The sequence below is a fragment of the Micromonospora sp. ALFpr18c genome (assembly GCF_008868155.1).
GTDB lineage: Bacteria > Actinomycetota > Actinomycetes > Mycobacteriales > Micromonosporaceae > Micromonospora.
The window spans coordinates 1-15,958 of sequence record NZ_WBKR01000153.1; the positions used below are offsets into that span (position 1 = coordinate 1).

Consider the following 15,958-nt stretch of genomic DNA (forward strand, 5'->3'; position numbering starts at 1 on the left):
CGGTCGGCGTCGCGCAGGGCGGCGGTGCGCAGGGCGGCGAGTTGACGTTCCACCTCGACGAACTGGTCCGCCGGCAGCGGGCCGCGGTGAAGAGCGGCGGCGTTCTCCTCGACCTGGGCGACGGTACGGCAGCCCGGGATCGGGATGGTGCGCCCGCTGCGGGCCCAGATCCAGCCCAACGCTCCCTGGGCGAGGGTGCGCCCGTCGGCGGTGAGCGCGGCGCGGACCGCGCCGACGCGGCGCAGCCACTCGGGTGCCGGTCGGCCACCACGGAACCACTCCAGCCAGCCCGGCGCCAGCCCGCGTACGTCGTCTCGGGGAAGCGTCGACGCGGCCGTGTACTTGCCGGTGAGCAGGCCCATCCCGAGTGGCCCCCGGTTGATGCTGGCCAGGTCGTACTTGTCGCAGACCGCGAGCAGGTCGGGGGCGTCGCGGAGCACCGACAGGGTGTGCTGCACGGCGGTGGCGCCGGTCGCGCCGTGCCCGAACGCGGTGGCCCGGTCGGGGCGGTCGGTGCTCCAGCCGTACGCCCGGATGAGGCCCTCGGTGATCAGGTCCTCGCAGGTGCCGACCAGCGCTTCCGCCCGGGGGACCGACAGGTCGGCGAGGTGCAGCTGGTAGAGGTCGATGTGGTCGGTGTCCAGCCGGCGCAGCGAGTTGGACACGGCGCGCCGCAGGTACGCGGGTGACGCGTCCTCCCCGGTGGCCTGGCGGCTCGCCTCGTCGAACGTGTACCCCCACTTGGTGGCGATCACGGCCTCGGCTCGGCGGCCGGCGAGGGCACGGCCGAGCACCCGCTCGCCGTGCCCGGCACCGTACGTGTCGGCGGTGTCGAACAGGGTCACGCCCATGTCGAGCGCTCGGCGTACGGCCCGTACCGACTCGTCGTCGTCGACCGCGCCCCACCCGAGCGGCTGGGTCCCCTCCGCCCAGGGGCCACCGATCGCCCAGCACCCCATGCCGAGGGCGCTGACCTCGATGCCGCTGCGCCCCAACGTCCGTGTCGTGACTGCCATCGGCCGATCGTGCCACCTTCACGGGGTTGGGGCGTAGCAACTCCCGGGGGCGGAAACGCGGGTGCCCGTGGGCGGTCACGGTGCGGCATGATCGGCGGCATGCGACGGCTGGGTGTGGACATCGGCGGCGTGATCATCGAGCCGGCCGACGAGGACGCCGACACGTCCTTCTTCGGCGCGCACTACCTGCGCACGCCAGCCGTCGACGGCGCGTTCGACGCGCTCGCGGCGCTCGGTCCGGCCTTCGACGAGGTGCACCTGGTCTCGAAGTGCGGCGAGGCCACCGAACAGCGGACCAGGAAGTGGCTCGCCCACCACGACTTCGCGGCCCGCACCGGCATCCCGGTCGAGCGGGTGCACTTCTGCCGCACCCGGCCGGACAAGGCGCCGATCGCCCGGCGACTCGGCTTGACCCACTTCGTGGACGACAAGTTGGAGGTGCTCGGCTACCTCGAATCGGTACCGCACCGCTACCTGTTCCGGCCCCGTCCGGCGCAGGTCGCCACGTACGCCGCGGTGCTTCCGCGCGTACACCGGGTGGAGAGCTGGCCGGAGCTGACCCCGCTGCTGCTCGCCGACTGACGCCGACCGGCGCGGACGCCGCGCGGGCCGGGCCCGCGGGTCAGGACGGCCAGGCGCGGGCGAGCAGGTCGCGGGTGTCGTGCAGGAGCTGCGGCAGGACCTTGGTGCGGCCGATCACCGGCATGAAGTTCGCGTCGCCGCCCCAGCGAGGCACGACGTGCTGGTGCAGGTGCGCGGCGATGCCTGCGCCGGCGACTCCACCCTGGTTCATGCCCAGGTTGAAGCCGTGCGCGTTGCTCACCTTGCGGATCACCCGCATGGCGTTCTGGGTGCACGAGGCCAGTTCGATGGTCTCCGGCACGTCCAGGTCGGTGTAGTCGGCCACGTGGCGGTACGGGCAGACGAGCAGGTGGCCCGGGTTGTACGGGTAGAGGTTGAGCACCACGAACACGTGCTCGCCGCGGGCCACCACGAGGCTCTCCTCCGGAGGCAGGCCCGGAGCGAGGCAGAACGGGCAGCCGGTGGGCTTCTCGTAGCCGCCCTCGGGCCGGTCCTCCCCGGAGATGTAGGTCATCCGGTGCGGCGTCCAGAGCCGCTCCAGGCCGTCGGCCATGCCACCGCTGTCCGTGTCCCGATGTGCCCCAGTCACGAGCCGATCCTACGGAGCCGCCCGGGCGGGCCGCGACTCCGCCGTCGGGAAACTCCTAGCTACACGTGTTGATGGATTGCTGGTGGACCACGAAAATTGCGGTGGACGGCGACATGATCCGACGGCTCGGCACGTTTCCTCGCGGCACGCCTGCGGCGACGTTCCCATCACGATCAGCAGCAGCTTCCGCAGCTACGCCTGCAGCAGCGCAGTCGGCGGGGCGTCGAACAGCCGGCACCTGCACGGCGCCGCGTGGACCTGATCGGATCCCCATCGTTGCGCCGGCTGGCCCAGCAGGCCCGCAACCACGGCTTCGGGCAGTTCCTCGGCTCTGACCGTGAACCTACGGAAGAGCCCTCTCGTTGTATTGCTGTATGCCTCATCAGCAGCATCCGTAGTCGCGATGACTATTCGCCGAGGAGTTGTAGTGCCCGAAAAGAAATTTTCCGAATCGCAGCCCGCCGTCCCGCGGACGGACTTGCCGCGGTCGGCGACGGCGCAGCGACGGCCGTCGCTGACAGAGCCGGCGTGGGAGTGGACGTCGCGGCGGTCGTACACGGAGCCGCCGCCGCGCCAAGATCCGGATCTGCGCCAGAGCCTCCAGGAGCTGCCGGCGGGGCAGTCGCTACGGATGTGGGACCCGGAGCCGCCGCAGCCAAACGGGGAGCGGCAACCGCAGCCGCCGCAGGCGCAGCGACGGCCGTCGCTGACAGAGCCGGCGTGGGAGTGGACGTCGCGGCGGTCGTACACGGAGCCGCCGCCGCGCCAAGATCCGGATCTGCGCCAGAGCCTCCAGGAGCTGCCGGCGGGGCAGTCGCTACGGATGTGGGACCCAGAGCCGCCGCCGCAGCCGAACCGGGAGCGGCAACCGCAGCAGCCGCAGCCGCAGCCACGGCAGTCGCAGTGGCAGTGGCTGCAGACGCTGTCGGGGCAGCGGCAGCGGCAGCGGCAGCGGCAGCGGCAGGAGCAGCGGCAGGAGCAGCAGCCACTGCGGGGGCGGACGGCGCTGCCGCCGACGCCGCCGCCGACGCCGACGCCGACGCCGCCGCCGACGCCGCCGCTGCCTCAGGCTGCTGCGGGCATGCGTTCGCCCGCCCTAAGAGGGGGGCCGCAATCGGGTCAGCGCGGGTTTGGACAGGAGAGTTCGGGGCGGTACCCGTCGAGTTCCGCGCCCCAGCTGGGGGATAGCGGGTACGCCAAGGGGCATGGTGCGGCTCCTCGGCGCTGATCCTTCAGGGGTCAGGTCCAGGCGTTGGATCGCCGAGGTACAAGCCGCAGGCGCAGTCGATAGCCCTGCGGGGTGCCGACGGGTTGGCCCTGGGTAGGACGGAGTTTCGTAGCGGTCGTGGCTGGCGAGTTGGCAGTTGTTCGCCCAGGCCGGCCGCGGCTCAGACGTGCCGTCGTCTGCGGATCGTACGGTCCGAACACTGTGGGGTGGCTGCCCGTTGGTAGCCCGATCCGTGGACCAGAGCGGCGAACTGGACGAAGACCGGTTCGAGCAACGATGACGGGGTGGTGGCCTCCCGCGCCGGGGAGGCCACCACCTCCTGGTTCGCACGATCTTGCCGGGCGCGACGGCCCGCGGGCCGCGCGGGCACTTCCGCGCTACTCCGCGGCGGCCGAGGGGCCGATGTTGGTCCGGGTGGTCACGACGTCGAGGACGTGGGTCACCGCCTCAGCGATCGGGACCCCGTTGCGCTGGGAGCCGTCGCGGTAGCGGAAGGAGACCGTGCCGGCGGCCACGTCGTCGTCGCCGGCGATCACCATGAACGGGATCTTCTGCTGCTGGGCGGTGCGGATCTTCTTCTGCATCCGGTCGTCCCCCGCGTCCACCTGCGCGCGGATGCCCTCGGCGCGCAGCGCCGCGACGAAGCCGTGCAGGTAGTCGGTGTGGTCCTCGCGGATCGGGATGCCGACCACCTGCACCGGCGCCAGCCAGGCCGGGAAGGCGCCCGCGTAGTGCTCGGTGAGCACCCCGAAGAACCGCTCGATCGACCCGAACAGCGCCCGGTGGATCATGACGGGTCGCTGCCGGGTGCCGTCGGCGGCCTGGTACTCCAGACCGAACCGCTCCGGCTGGTTGAAGTCGACCTGGAGGGTGGACAACTGCCACGTCCGGCCGATCGCGTCGCGCGCCTGCACGGAGATCTTCGGCCCGTAGAACGCCGCGCCGCCCGGGTCGGGCACCAGGTCCAGGCCGGAGGTCTCGGCGGCGGTCCGCAGCGCCTCGGTCGCCTCGGCCCAGTCCTCGTCCGCGCCGATGAACTTGGGCGAGTCGTCGCGGGTCGACAGCTCCAGGTAGAAGTCGTCCAGGCCGTAGTCGCGCAGCAGGTCCAGCACGAAGCTGAGCAGCGTGGTCAGCTCGCCGGCCATCTGCTCGCGGGTGCAGTAGATGTGCGAGTCGTCCTGGGTCAGGCCCCGGACCCGGGTCAGGCCGTGCACCACGCCGGACTTCTCGTACCGGTAGACCGTGCCGAACTCGAACATCCGCAGCGGCAGCTCCCGGTACGACCGCCCGCGCGCCCGGAAGATCAGGTTGTGCATCGGGCAGTTCATGGCCTTGAGGTAGTAGTCCGCGCCCTCCAGCTGCATGGGCGGGAACATGGTGTCCGCGTAGTACGGCAGATGACCGGAGGTCTGGAACAGCTGCGCCTTGGTGATGTGCGGGCTGTTGACGAACTCGTACCCCGCCTCCTCGTGCCGCCGCCGCGAGTAGTGCTCCATCTCCCGGCGGATGATGCCGCCCTTGGGGTGGAACACCGCCAGGCCGGAGCCGATCTCGTCGGGGAAGCTGAACAGGTCCAGGTCCGCACCGAGCTTGCGGTGGTCGCGCCGGGCGGCCTCCTCCAACAGCTTCAGGTACGCCTTGAGCTCGTCGCGGGTCGGCCACGCGGTGCCGTACACCCGCTGCAGTTGGGGGTTCTTCTCCGACCCGCGCCAGTACGCGGCGGCCGAGCGCATCAGCTTGAACGCGCCGATCAGCCGGGTGGTCGGCAGGTGCGGGCCACGGCACAGGTCCGACCAGCAGACCTTGTCCTCCTTGGCGTCGAGGTTGTCGTAGATGGTCAGCTCGCCGCCGCCGACCTCCATCACCTCGTCGGTGTCCAGGCCCTCGCCCTTGACCTCGATCAACTCCAGCTTGAACGGCTCGTCGGCCAGCTCGGCGCGCGCCTCGTCCAGGCTGCCGAAACGGCGACGGCGGAACCGCTGCCCGCTCTTGATGATCTCCTGCATGCGCTTCTCGAGCTTGCTCAGGTCGTCGGGCTGGAACGGCTTGTCGACGTCGAAGTCGTAGTAGAAGCCGTTCTCGATCGGCGGACCGATGCCCAGCTTGGCCTCGGGGAAGACGTCCTGCACGGCCTGCGCCAGCACGTGCGCGGTGGAGTGGCGCAGCACGTTGAGCCCGTCGGGCGAGTCCAGACTGACCGGCTCGACGACGGTCTCCTCGGTCGGCGTCCAGTCCAGGTCGCGCAGCTGACCCTGCGGGTCGCGGACCACGACGATCGCCTTGGGGCCGTTCGCGGGCAGTCCGGCCGCGGCCACCGCGTCGGCCGCCGTGGTCCCGGCGGCGACGACGACGGGGTCGGCCACGGCGGGGGTACGGGGTGCGGACACGGTGACTCCTCCAAGCGGTACGAAACGGTGCCGATCCTCGGCTCCTGCCGATGCTATCGGTCGCCCCGCCGCCGATCGGGAACGGCACCTTCCCAACGACCGACGTTGAACCTTTCGCGCCTCGCAGCCGAACTAGAAGGTGTGGCCGGAAACCGGTGCCGGCCGCGTCGACACGGATGGGGGCACGAGATGGCGAGCACGTACGGCGGTGGCCGCCGGCGGCGGATCGTGGCGGCGACCGCGTTGACGGCCGCTGGGCTGCTGCTCTGGCCCGCGACGGCGTACGCGGCGGACGTGACGACCACCCCGACCGAGGCCCGGCAGGGCGACGCCGTACGGCTGGAGTTCAACGTGCCGGAGGAGCGGGCCGGGACGAGGACCACGCAGGTCGAGGTCCGGTTGCCGGCCGACGCGCCGGTCGCCGAGGTCTACCCGATGTCGGTGGACGGCTGGGCGCCCCGGATCAGCTCGCGCACCCTGGACAAGCCGGTGGCCGGCATCCACTCCTCCGGGGTGAGCACAGTGACCACCGCGGTGACCTGGGTCCGCGTCGGTGCGGGCGCGCCCGGCCCGGCCCGGCTGGCGCTGTCCATGGGGCCGCTGCCGCAGGCCGAGAAGCTCACCTTCGAGGTCGTCCAGACGTACGCCGACGGCACCGTGGTCCGCTGGGCGGACCCGGGCGGCGCGCACCGGGCCCCGGTGCTCACCCTGCTGCCGGCGGCGGCCGGTGCGCCCGGCCCGGCGGCGCACGGCGGCGGGCACGGCGGCCCGGCGGCCGGTGCGGCGCCCGACGCCGTGGGTGATGCCGGTGCCGCGCAGGCGGACGGCGCTGACGGGGAGTCCGGCAGCGCCGACGCGATGCTCGCCGCCGGGCTGCTGGCCGGCCTGGGCGGCGGCGCGGCGATCGGCTGGCTGGTCAGCCGGTGGCGCCGACGCGACCCGGCCGAGGACGCCGCCCTCGCCGAGGTGACCGGCGACCCGGCCAAGGACACAGCGCCCGCCGAGGTGACCGGTGACCCGGCCAAGGACACAGCGCCGGGCGAAGTGACCGTCAACCCGCACAAGCCCACGACGCCCGCCGAGGTGACCAGCAACGCCGACGAGCGGGCGACCCCCGCCGACCCGACGCCCGCCGACCCGGCGCCCGCCGTTTCCGCGGCGGCTCGGTGATCCACTCGGGTTCCTGGAAACGGCGGCATCCCCGCCAGCCGGACAGCCCGGTGTCCAGGAACCCGAGTCGATCATGCCCAGCGCCGCCGCCAGGACAGGGCCGCTGCGGTCAGAGCCGCCAGGGCCGGGCCGCCGCCAGGGCCGGGCCGCAAGGGCCGCCGCGGTCAGGGGGCCCAGGTGGGTAGCGGCTCGCGGGCGGCCAGCCACGACTCGGGCACGCCGCCCGGAGTTCCGACGCCGGTGTACGCCGCCACCACCGCCCCCGCGATGGCGGCCGTGGTGTCCACGTCCCCACCGGCCCGCACGCACGTCCGGATCGCCGCCGGATAGTCGTCGAGGTGGGTGGCGGCGACCCAGAGGGTGAACCCGACGGTGTCCTGGGCGGTCACCCGGGAGCCGTTGCCGAGCGCCGCCACCACGTGCGGCAGCGGTCGGCCGAGCAGTCCGGCTGCCCGGGTCACCCCGCGGTGCACCTCGGTGCCCGGGTCGACCGCGGCGGCGATCCCGGCGAGCAGCCGCTCGGGGGCGGGCCGGTGCCCGTCGAGGCGGGCACGGGCGGCCAGCGCGGCGGCGACCGCCACGGCGACCGCGCCGGCGATTCCCTCCGGGTGCGCGTGGGTCACCTCGGCCGACGCGCGGGCCTGCGCGGCGGCGCGGCCGGTCGAGTCGGCGAAGTAGGCGCCCAGGGGGCCCACCCGCATCGCCGCGCCGTTGCCGCACGAGCCCTGGCCGTCGAAGGCGGACGCGGCGGCCAGCGGCCACGGCGTTCCGGTACGGATCAGCCGCAGGATCATCATCGCGCCGGCGCCGTAGCCCCGCTGCGGGGCGCAGCGCTCGGCGAAGGCCAGCGCCAGCCGGTCCCGGTCGATGCCGCCGGATTCGGCCAGCTCGGCGAGGACCGAGCAGGCCATCTCGGTGTCGTCGGTCCACCTCCAGGGTGCCGGGGGCAGCGCGTCCGCGTCGAGATCGGCCGGGGGCGCGCCGGGCAGGAAGTACCGCGCGCCGAGCGCGTCGCCGGTGGAGAGGCCGGCGAGGCTGTCCCGGGCGAGCGCCAGGCGGGCATCGACGAACAGGGTGAACGACATCGTCGTTCCAGCTTGCCCGCTTCCCAGGTACGTCGCAACGCGATCAACTTGCCAGGCCAAGTACGGTCTTGTCGTGGCCTCCGTGCTCCTGGTCGAAGACGATCACGTCGTACGCGGCGCGATGCTGCGGTCCCTCACCGACCGAGGGCACGCCGTGCACGCCGTGGGTACGGCGCTGGACGCCCTGCGCCGGGTCGCCGCGGAGACACCCGACCTGGTGGTGTTGGACCTGGGTCTGCCCGACCTGGACGGCTCGGATGCGCTGCGGATGCTGCGCGGCATCACCGATGTGCCGATCATCATCGCCACCGCCCGTGACGACGAGCAGTCGGTGGTGAAGCTGCTGCGCGCCGGCGCCGACGACTACATGGTGAAGCCGTTCACCGGCGCGCACCTGGACGCGCGGATCACCACCGTGCTGCGGCGGGCCGGGCGGGCGAGCCGTACGGTGCAGCCCGCGGTGCACGTCGTCGGCGGTCTGCGGGTGGACGTCGGTGAGCGCAGCGCACAGCTCGACGGGGAGGCGCTGGCGCTGACCCGCAAGGAATTCGACCTGCTGGCGTATCTCGCCGCACGACCCGGGCGGGTAGTGTCCCGCCGGGAGCTCTTGGAGGAGGTATGGCGTCAGCCATCGGTCGGCGAGGATCAGACCATCGACGTTCACCTGTACTGGCTGCGCCGAAAGATGGGCGAGTCCGCGGCGAAGCCACGCTACCTGCGCACCGTGCGGGGGGTCGGGTTCCGGCTGGTGGCGCCGGACTGAGGTCGGCGCTGGCCCTGCTCACGGCCGGCATGTGCAGTCTCGTCGCGCTCGCCTTCCTGATCCCCCTGGGGCTCAGCCTGCGTGAGCAGAGCCGCCAGGAGGCGATCGCCGAGGCGGCCCGACGCAGCGCGCTGGTGACCGGTGCGCTGGCGGTGAGCACCGACCCGGCGGTCGTCGAGCGGGCCGTGGTGGCCAGCGCCGAGGGCGCGCCGACCCGGCCGGTGGTGCACGGGTTGGGGCTGGACGAGTCCGCCGGCCGGGCCGACGGCACCGACCTGGACCAGGCCCGCGCCGATCGGCGTTCGCTGGTCGCCGACGTCGACGGCGGGGTGGTCCGGCTCGACCCGGTGGTGCTGGGTGACCGGACGGCGGTGGTCGAGGTGTTCGTGCCCGACTCGACGCTGGACGAGGGTGCCGGCGGCACCTGGCTGTTGTTGTTCGCGGTGGGTGCGGCGATGGCCGGCGCGGCGGTGCTGGTGGTCGACCGGGTCGCCGCCCGTGCGGTGGACTCGACCCGTGGTCTGGTGAAGGCCGCCCTGTCGATCGGCGACGGCGACCTCGGGGTACGCGTGGAGCCGACCGGCCCACGGGAGCTGGCCGAGGCCGGGCACGCCTTCAACCGGATGGCCGACCGGCTGGACGCGGCGCGCACCGACGAGCGGGAGCTGGTGGCCGACCTGTCGCACCGGCTGCGTACCCCGTTGACCGTGCTGCGGCTGGACGCGGAGGCGTTGGAGTCCGACGACACGAGCGTGGGTTCGTTCTCCGAGGCCGAGCTGGACCGGCGGCGCGGGATCCGGCGGATCCGGCAGGCGATCGTCACCCTGGAGGGTGAGATCGACGTGCTGATCAAGACCACCCGCAAGGCGGTGGCGCACGAGGCCGGGCCGGCGATGTGCGACGTCAGCGAGGTGGTCCGGGACCGGATGGTGTTCTGGGCGGCCCTGGCCGGTGACCAGAACCGGCCGCAGCGGGTGACCGGCGCGCAGCTGCGTATTCCGGCGCCGGTGCCGCGCGCCGAGCTGGCCGCCGCGCTGGACGCGGTGATCGGCAACGTGTTCCGCTACACGCCGCAGGGCACCGCGTTCGAGGTGGCGGTGTCCCGCCGCGACGGGTACGTGGCGATCCGGATCGACGATGCCGGCCCCGGCATCGCCAACCCGGACCGCGCGCTGCGGCGGGGGGCCAGCGACCAGGGTTCGACCGGGCTCGGGCTGGACATCGCCAAACGGGTGGCGTTGCAGGCCAACGGATCGGTGAGCATCGACCGGGCCCGCCTCGGCGGGGCGAGCGTGGTGATGCTGCTCGCCGACCCGGAGGCGACACCACGGCAGGTCAGCCGCTTCGGCCTGGTGGGTCGGATGGCGCGGGACGTTCGGGAGCAGAAGGCCAGTGGCCGACGCTGGCCCCGGCAGCGCCCCACCGACGGCTGAGCGCCCGGGCTGTGCCCCGGCGCAAGTCTTCCTTAGATCGCGGTTAACGACCGAGGTGGATCAGCCGCGAGCTGACAGGATCAACGCACGAACCCACCAGTTCCACCGACCACCGCACCGTGCACCCACCGGTCGGTGGAGCCGCGCGCGCGGCGGGAGTCACAGGTCCCCCCACACCCATGCTCCCGCCGCGCGCCCTGCTCCCTCGACCCGCTCAGCCGGCGGTGGTGAGGTACGCGTCGATCTCGTCGGTGATCCGCTGCTTACCGGCCGGGTCCAGGAAGGACGCGGTCACCGCGTTGCGGGCCAGCCCGGCCAGCCCCTGCGGGCCCGCGCCGAGCAGCCGGGCCGCCACCGCGTACTCGTCGTTGAGGGTGGTGCCGAACATCGGCGGGTCGTCGGAGTTGATGGTGACCAGCAGGCCGGCCTCGACGAGTCGGGGCAGCGGGTGCTCGTCGAGGCTGGCCACGGCCCGGGTCCGCACGTTGGAGGTCGGGCAGATCTCCATCCCGATCTGCCGCTCCGCGAGGTACGCGAGCAGCTCCGGATCCTGGGCGGCGGAGATGCCGTGGCCGATCCGCTCGGCGCCCAGCTCGCGCAGCGCGTCCCAGACGGTCTGCGGGCCGGTGGTCTCCCCGGCGTGCGGCACCGAGCGCAGGCCGGCCGCCCGGGCCTGGTCGAAGTGGGGCCGGAACTGCGGCCGGGGTACGCCGATCTCCGGGCCGCCCAGTCCGAAGCTGATCAGCCCGTCCGGGCGCTCCTCCAGCGCGATGCGCAGCGTCTCCTCGGCCGCCGGCAGGCCGGCCTCGCCGGGGATGTCGAAGCACCAGCGCAGCTCGATGCCGAAGTCGTCCAGGGCGCGCTTGCGGGCGTCCTCGATCGCCTCGCAGAACGCCGGTGCGGGGATGCCCCGACGCACGTGCGAGTACGGGGTGATGGTCAGCTCCGCGTACCGGACCTGCTGGCGGGCCAGCTCCCGGGCGACCTCGTGAGTGAGGATCCAGACGTCGTCGGGGTCGCGGATGAGGTCGACGACGCTGAGGTAGACCTCGATGAAGTGCGCGAAGTCGCGGAACTCGAAGTAGTCGACGAGCGCCGCCGGGTCGGCCGGCACCGGGGTGCGGCCCTCGTGCCGGGCGGCCAGCTCGGCGACGATGCGGGGCGAGGCGGAGCCGACGTGGTGCACGTGCAGCTCCACCTTGGGCAGGCCGGCGATGAAGGTGGGCAGGTCGGTCACAGATTCTCCTCGGCACGGTCGCCGGTGTGCGCGACGACGAAGACGCGGCGGAACGGGAAGTACACCTGACCCTGCCGTACCGGGTAGGCGGCGGTGAGCCGTACCCCCAGCTCGGCGCGGAAGGCCGACCAGCCGGCGGCGTCCAGCGCGGCCCGGACCGGGCGCAGCGCGGTGCCCTCCATCCAGGCCAGCACCGGGTGGTCGGCGGCAGGCGGGGCCGGCAGCAGGTGCACGTAGGTAGTTTCCCAGGCGTCCACGGAGCAGCCGGCGGCGGTCAGGAGCGCGGCGTAGTCGGCCGGGTCGTCAACCGGGTCGGTGCGCTGCAGCGGGGCCAGCTCGGCGCGCCAGGCGGGGAGGTCGACGACCTCGCGCAGCGCCCGGTGGGAGGGGGCGTCGAAGTTGCCGGGGACCTGCATGGCGAGCCACGCGCCGGAGGGCAGCTCGGCGGCCCAGCGGCGGAGCAGCTCCTGATGGCCGGGCACCCACTGGAGCACGGCATTGGTGAGCAGCACGTCCTCGTCGCCGGCCGGCCGCCAGTCGCGCACGTCGGCGACGGCGAAGTCGACCGGGGTGTCCAGGGCGGCGGCCCGGTCGATCATCTCGGGCGAGGAGTCGAGGCCGATCACCCGGCTCGCCGGCCAGCGCTCGGCGAGGGTGGCGGTGAGCTGGCCGGGGCCGCAGCCGAGGTCGACGACGCTGCGGGGTCGTTCGGCCGGGATCCGGGCGACCAGGTCGTGAAACGGTCGGGAGCGCTCGTCCGCGTAGCGCAGGTACGTCGTCGGATCCCACATCGTCGCCTCCCAAACCGTACGTTCGTCTTGCTTAAGGTACGGCTCACGTGGCAGCCCGGCAAGGTGATGTCTAGGCTCGGGGAATGGAACAGCGCAGCTTCAACCGGCTCGGCCGGACCGTCGGAGTGGTCGGCCTGGGCGCCTGGCAGCTCGGCGCCGACTGGGGCACCGTCAGCGAGGCCGACGCGATGGCGGTGCTCAGCGCCGCCGTCGACGCCGGAGTCACCTTCCTCGACACCGCCGACGTGTACGGCGACGGCCGCAGCGAGCAGCTCATCGGCCGCTTCCTGCGCTCCCGCCCGGACGCCGGACTGACCGTCGCCACCAAGATGGGCCGCCGCGTCGAACAGCGGCCGGAGGCGTACACCCTGGCCAACTTCCGGCAGTGGACCGACCGGTCCCGGGCCAACCTCGGGATGGACACACTGGACCTGGTCCAGCTGCACTGCCCGCCCACCGCCGTCTTCGCCTCCGACGAGGTCTTCGACGCCCTGGACACCCTCGTCGCCGAGAAGGCCATCGCCGGGTACGGGGTCAGCGTCGAGACCTGCGACCAGGCGCTCACCGCCATCGCCCGACCGGGCGTGGCCAGCGTCCAGATCATTCTGAACGCGGTGCGCCACAAGCCGCTGGAGCGTGTCCTGCCGGCGGCCTCGGCGGCCGGGGTCGGCATCATCGCCCGGGTGCCGTTGGCCAGCGGCCTGCTCTCCGGCCGCTACGACGAGCACACCGAGTTCCCCGCCGACGACCACCGCAACTACAACCGGCACGGTGCGGCGTTCGACGTGGGCGAGACGTTCTCCGGCGTCGACTACGACCGGGGCCTGGCCGCCGTGCGCCGGCTCGCGCCGCTGGTCGACGCGGACCGCACGATGGCGCAGTTCGCCCTCCGCTGGGTGCTGGACCAGGCCGGGGTCACCGTCGTCATCCCCGGCGCCCGCGACGCCGACCAGGCGCGACGCAACGCCGCCACGGCGGCCCAGTCGCCGCTCACACCCGCGCAACTGGCCGGGGTACGCGAGGTCTACGACGAGCTGATCCGCCCGCAGGTGCACGACCGGTGGTGACGCGATGAGGGGTTGGCTGACGCTCACCCTCGGCCTGCTGGCGGTCGTGATCGGTGCGGTGTGGACGGTGCAGGGTCTCGGCTACGTCAGCGGCAGCGTGATGACCGACGAGCGGCTCTGGGCGCTGCTCGGCCCGGCCGTGGCGCTGGCCGGGTTCGTGGTGATCTGGCTCGGCCTGCGGTCACGCCGTCGAGGCTGACGTCGCGCCGTCGAGGCTGACGTCGCGCCGTCGAGGCTGACGTCGCGCCGTCGAGGCTGACCTGGGCCGGCGGGCTCGGCGAGCGCGACCGGTGAGGGCTCGTTCGGTGCCTGTCGAGCTGCCCCGGATGTGGGGCACCGGCGGCCCGTGCGGCAGGGCCGGCACGGTCCCGCCGCCGGGAGGCGGTGGGGTTGCGATACTTCGGCACGGGCGACGCGGCAGCGCGGGCAGCGCGGGCAGCGCGGGCAGCGCGGGCAGCGCGGGCAGCACGGGCAGCACGGGCAGCGCGGGCAGCACGGGCAGCACGGGCAGCACGGGCAGCACGAGCAGCACGAGCAGCACGAGCAGCACGAGCAGCACGAGCAGCACGAGCAGGACGGGCAGCAGGCGGCACGGGGCGACGCTTCGGCACGGGCGACGCGGGCAGCGGGCCGAGGGCCGGGGGTGTCCGCTGTCCGGCCGACGATGGGGTGCCTGCCGTGTCCGCCCGGTCCCGCCCCACCTGCGGGGCAGCTCGACAGGCACCGAGGGACACCTTGGCTACCCGGGGCACGACGGCGGACGTGGAACAGCCCCGCATCCCTCACGGGATGCGGGGCTGCACAACGACCCCTGGCCGGATCGTCCCACTGGCCGGCGGGGGCCGGCCACACTACTCAGATGGGACGGACCTGCTCAGCCTGCGGGCCCTTCTGACCCTGAGCGATCTCGAACTCCACCCGCTGGTTCTCCTCCAGCGTGCGGTAGCCGCTGGTCTGGATGGCCGAGAAGTGGACGAACACGTCAGCACCCCCGCCGTCGACGGTGATGAAGCCGAAGCCCTTGTCAGCGTTGAACCACTTCACGGTTCCCTGCGCCATGTGTATCTCCTTCTAAAACTGGCGGCCGTGCACGCCGTGCGGCCGATTGGCCGTTTTCCGAGCAGCGGTGTCTGAGGCGGCCCCACAAAGGAGACTTCTCTCAACCCACGCCATCTCGCAACAGCGGGGACAGCAAATCACGTACGCAAAAACTCTGCACGACCTCTCCGACGAATTTCTCCGACATGTGACCTGACGGATGCCCGAGATCGCTGGGCGTCGTGCTGCGCCGTGCGAAAGGCCCCCTTCCCGTCGATGCGGGAAGGGGGCCGATGTCGATGCGTTGGTCAGTCCGGCCACTGGCCGGTCATCCGGCGGACGCCGACCGCTCCGCCCCGGTCCACGGCTGCCCGGACCACCGCGAAGATGGCGCCCTGCAGTGCCGCGGCGGCCAGGATCTCGCCCCAACCGCGGTCCTCGTCAGTGGCGTTGGGTGCCTCACCATCGCCCGCGGTCACCTTCCAGACCTGCCGGAAGATCGCGCCCGCCACCGTACCCGCGGCGATGCCCAACAGGACGCCGACCGGCCGGTACGCGACCCTGCCGATGCTCTTGCTCACCTACGCCTCCCCCGCACGATCATCAGCACCACCACGGCGGCCACCGCTCCGGCGGCGATCGTCGCCCACGGCACCGGGTTACGCCGAACCATCCCGCCCTTGTCGTACGCCTGCGCCCGCACATCCTCGGCGTGGCGCACGGCCTGCCCGCGGACCCGGGCCACGGTCTGCGCCGCCTGCTCGCGCACCCGCTCCCGTGCCTGACCGGCGGACTCCTTCAGGCGCGCCTTGACATCCGCCTTGGCGGCCAGCGCCTCCATCGTCTCGCCCAACTCCACCCGGGTACGACGGATCTCCTCACGGAGCGCCTCTGTGTCGCCGGTCCCGTTGCCCGTCATGCCCGACCCCTGTCCTTCACCGCGGCAGCGACAGTGTCCACGTCTGCCCGCAGGCTGCGCACCGTCGCCGCCGGGACCGGCGGGACCGCACGGCTGACCTGCTTCTTGCCCACCACGGCGAGGATGCCGGCGACCAGGAAACAGGCCACCGCCACGATCAGCGCGGCAGCCCAGGCGGGCAGCACCAGGTCGAGCAGCAGGATCGCCGTGGCGACCAGCGCGCCCAGGCCGAAGAACGCCAGCGCTCCGCCGCCGCCGAACAGGCCGATGCCGATGCCGGCGTGCTTGCCCTTCTGGGTCAACTCCGCACGGGCCAGCGTCAGTTCGTCCCGGATCAGGCGGGAGACCTGCTCGGTGGCTCGCTGCACCAGCTCGGCGGTGGAGGGCTCGCTCCCGTTGCGGGATGTGCGGGCGTTCGCCACGTCAGCCATGCTGTCCTCCTTTCCTCATCACCGCGCTGTATGCCCGGAGTCGCCGCCCGTCAATCCTAAAGCGCGCCGAGCAGCTCGCCGTCCCTGTCGTCCGGTCGCCGCGCCGCCAATCCGACGGCGACCTCCCGACCGGAGAAGAGATGTCCGGCAGCAGATCCCCCGCCCAAGCGAGCCCAAACCTCCCACCCCACCTCGACCAGGGCGGTTGATCATGAGGTTGGC

Annotated in this window: 18 protein-coding genes; 7 read left to right on the forward strand and 11 right to left on the reverse strand. The window is 72.9% G+C overall.

What is annotated here, in order from left to right; all coding sequences use genetic code 11:
• Nucleotides 1-1,016 (reverse strand): aldo/keto reductase (locus F8271_RS23070; protein WP_151491915.1); only part of this gene is annotated, 1,016 nt, incomplete at its 3' end.
• 99 nt (nucleotides 1,017-1,115) lie between these two features.
• Here F8271_RS23070 and F8271_RS23075 point away from each other — a divergent pair.
• Nucleotides 1,116-1,598 (forward strand): hypothetical protein, encoded by a 483-nt coding sequence (locus tag F8271_RS23075; protein ID WP_225854706.1) that lies wholly within the window; start codon nucleotides 1,116-1,118, stop codon nucleotides 1,596-1,598.
• Nucleotides 1,599-1,638: 40 nt separating this feature from the next.
• Here the strand turns inward: F8271_RS23075 and F8271_RS23080 are convergent, their stop codons facing one another.
• Nucleotides 1,639-2,151: an HIT domain-containing protein gene (locus F8271_RS23080; protein ID WP_192580417.1), complete on the reverse strand. Its 513-nt coding sequence runs from the start codon at nucleotides 2,149-2,151 to the stop codon at nucleotides 1,639-1,641.
• Between F8271_RS23080 and F8271_RS33340 the strand changes: the two genes are divergently transcribed.
• The gene (locus F8271_RS33340) at nucleotides 2,150-2,449 is read left to right on the forward strand and encodes a D-Ala-D-Ala carboxypeptidase family metallohydrolase (RefSeq protein WP_225854707.1); all 300 of its coding nucleotides are present in this window, start codon (nucleotides 2,150-2,152) and stop codon (nucleotides 2,447-2,449) included. The genes F8271_RS23080 and F8271_RS33340 overlap by 2 nt on opposite strands.
• Nucleotides 2,450-3,792: 1,343 nt before the next feature.
• Here F8271_RS33340 and thrS read toward each other — a convergent pair.
• Complete coding sequence (gene thrS / locus F8271_RS23090) at nucleotides 3,793-5,802, reverse strand: threonine--tRNA ligase (protein WP_151491918.1); 2,010 nt, start codon at nucleotides 5,800-5,802, stop codon at nucleotides 3,793-3,795.
• Between the two features lie 189 nt (nucleotides 5,803-5,991).
• Here thrS and F8271_RS23095 point away from each other — a divergent pair, with 189 nt between their 5' ends.
• Nucleotides 5,992-6,972, forward strand: coding sequence for a DUF1775 domain-containing protein (locus tag F8271_RS23095; protein WP_151491919.1), 981 nt, complete (start codon nucleotides 5,992-5,994; stop codon nucleotides 6,970-6,972).
• A 164-nt stretch (nucleotides 6,973-7,136) separates the two neighbouring features.
• Here F8271_RS23095 and F8271_RS23100 read toward each other — a convergent pair whose 3' ends face one another.
• Complete coding sequence (locus F8271_RS23100; protein ID WP_151491920.1) at nucleotides 7,137-8,057, reverse strand: ADP-ribosylglycohydrolase family protein; 921 nt, start codon at nucleotides 8,055-8,057, stop codon at nucleotides 7,137-7,139.
• Nucleotides 8,058-8,130: 73 nt separating this feature from the next.
• On the opposite strand from F8271_RS23100, the gene F8271_RS23105 reads away from it, so the two are divergent.
• A complete protein-coding gene (locus F8271_RS23105; RefSeq protein ID WP_151491921.1) occupies nucleotides 8,131-8,820 on the forward strand; it encodes a response regulator transcription factor in 690 nt (229 codons plus the stop codon).
• A gap of 29 nt (nucleotides 8,821-8,849) precedes the next feature.
• The gene (locus F8271_RS23110) at nucleotides 8,850-10,253 is read left to right on the forward strand and encodes a HAMP domain-containing sensor histidine kinase (protein ID WP_192580415.1); all 1,404 of its coding nucleotides are present in this window, start codon (nucleotides 8,850-8,852) and stop codon (nucleotides 10,251-10,253) included.
• Between the two features lie 214 nt (nucleotides 10,254-10,467).
• Here F8271_RS23110 and F8271_RS23115 read toward each other — a convergent pair whose 3' ends face one another.
• Nucleotides 10,468-11,490 (reverse strand): adenosine deaminase, encoded by a 1,023-nt coding sequence (locus tag F8271_RS23115; protein ID WP_151491922.1) that lies wholly within the window; start codon nucleotides 11,488-11,490, stop codon nucleotides 10,468-10,470.
• Nucleotides 11,487-12,281, reverse strand: coding sequence for a trans-aconitate 2-methyltransferase (locus F8271_RS23120; protein ID WP_151491923.1), 795 nt, complete (start codon nucleotides 12,279-12,281; stop codon nucleotides 11,487-11,489). Before F8271_RS23120 ends, F8271_RS23115 begins: the two co-directional genes overlap by 4 nt.
• 83 nt (nucleotides 12,282-12,364) lie before the next feature.
• On the opposite strand from F8271_RS23120, the gene F8271_RS23125 reads away from it, so the two are divergent.
• Together F8271_RS23125 and F8271_RS23130 are read left to right on the forward strand one after the other, a co-directional pair.
• On the forward strand, nucleotides 12,365-13,348 hold the full coding sequence (locus F8271_RS23125) for an aldo/keto reductase (protein ID WP_151491924.1): 984 nt from the start codon (nucleotides 12,365-12,367) through the stop codon (nucleotides 13,346-13,348).
• 4 nt (nucleotides 13,349-13,352) lie between these two features.
• Nucleotides 13,353-13,547 (forward strand): hypothetical protein, encoded by a 195-nt coding sequence (locus tag F8271_RS23130; protein WP_151491925.1) that lies wholly within the window; start codon nucleotides 13,353-13,355, stop codon nucleotides 13,545-13,547.
• Here the strand turns inward: F8271_RS23130 and F8271_RS33345 are convergent.
• The 5 genes from F8271_RS33345 to F8271_RS23155 all read right to left on the reverse strand — a co-directional run bounded on the left by F8271_RS33345 (nucleotide 13,530) and on the right by F8271_RS23155 (nucleotide 15,736).
• Nucleotides 13,530-13,916, reverse strand: a complete 387-nt coding sequence (locus F8271_RS33345) for a hypothetical protein (RefSeq protein WP_225854708.1) — start codon at nucleotides 13,914-13,916, stop codon at nucleotides 13,530-13,532. The genes F8271_RS23130 and F8271_RS33345 overlap by 18 nt on opposite strands.
• Before the next feature lie 287 nt (nucleotides 13,917-14,203).
• Nucleotides 14,204-14,407: a cold-shock protein gene (locus F8271_RS23140; RefSeq protein WP_007075740.1), complete on the reverse strand. Its 204-nt coding sequence runs from the start codon at nucleotides 14,405-14,407 to the stop codon at nucleotides 14,204-14,206.
• Nucleotides 14,408-14,694: 287 nt separating this feature from the next.
• Nucleotides 14,695-14,967 (reverse strand): DUF4235 domain-containing protein, encoded by a 273-nt coding sequence (locus F8271_RS23145; protein WP_151491926.1) that lies wholly within the window; start codon nucleotides 14,965-14,967, stop codon nucleotides 14,695-14,697.
• Nucleotides 14,964-15,305 carry a DUF3618 domain-containing protein gene (locus tag F8271_RS23150; RefSeq protein WP_151491927.1) on the reverse strand — a complete coding sequence of 114 codons (342 nt, stop codon included), beginning with the start codon at nucleotides 15,303-15,305 and terminating at the stop codon, nucleotides 14,964-14,966. Before F8271_RS23150 ends, F8271_RS23145 begins: the two co-directional genes overlap by 4 nt.
• Complete coding sequence (locus F8271_RS23155; RefSeq protein WP_151491928.1) at nucleotides 15,302-15,736, reverse strand: phage holin family protein; 435 nt, start codon at nucleotides 15,734-15,736, stop codon at nucleotides 15,302-15,304. Before F8271_RS23155 ends, F8271_RS23150 begins: the two co-directional genes overlap by 4 nt.
• Nucleotides 15,737-15,958: the final 222 nt, after the last annotated feature.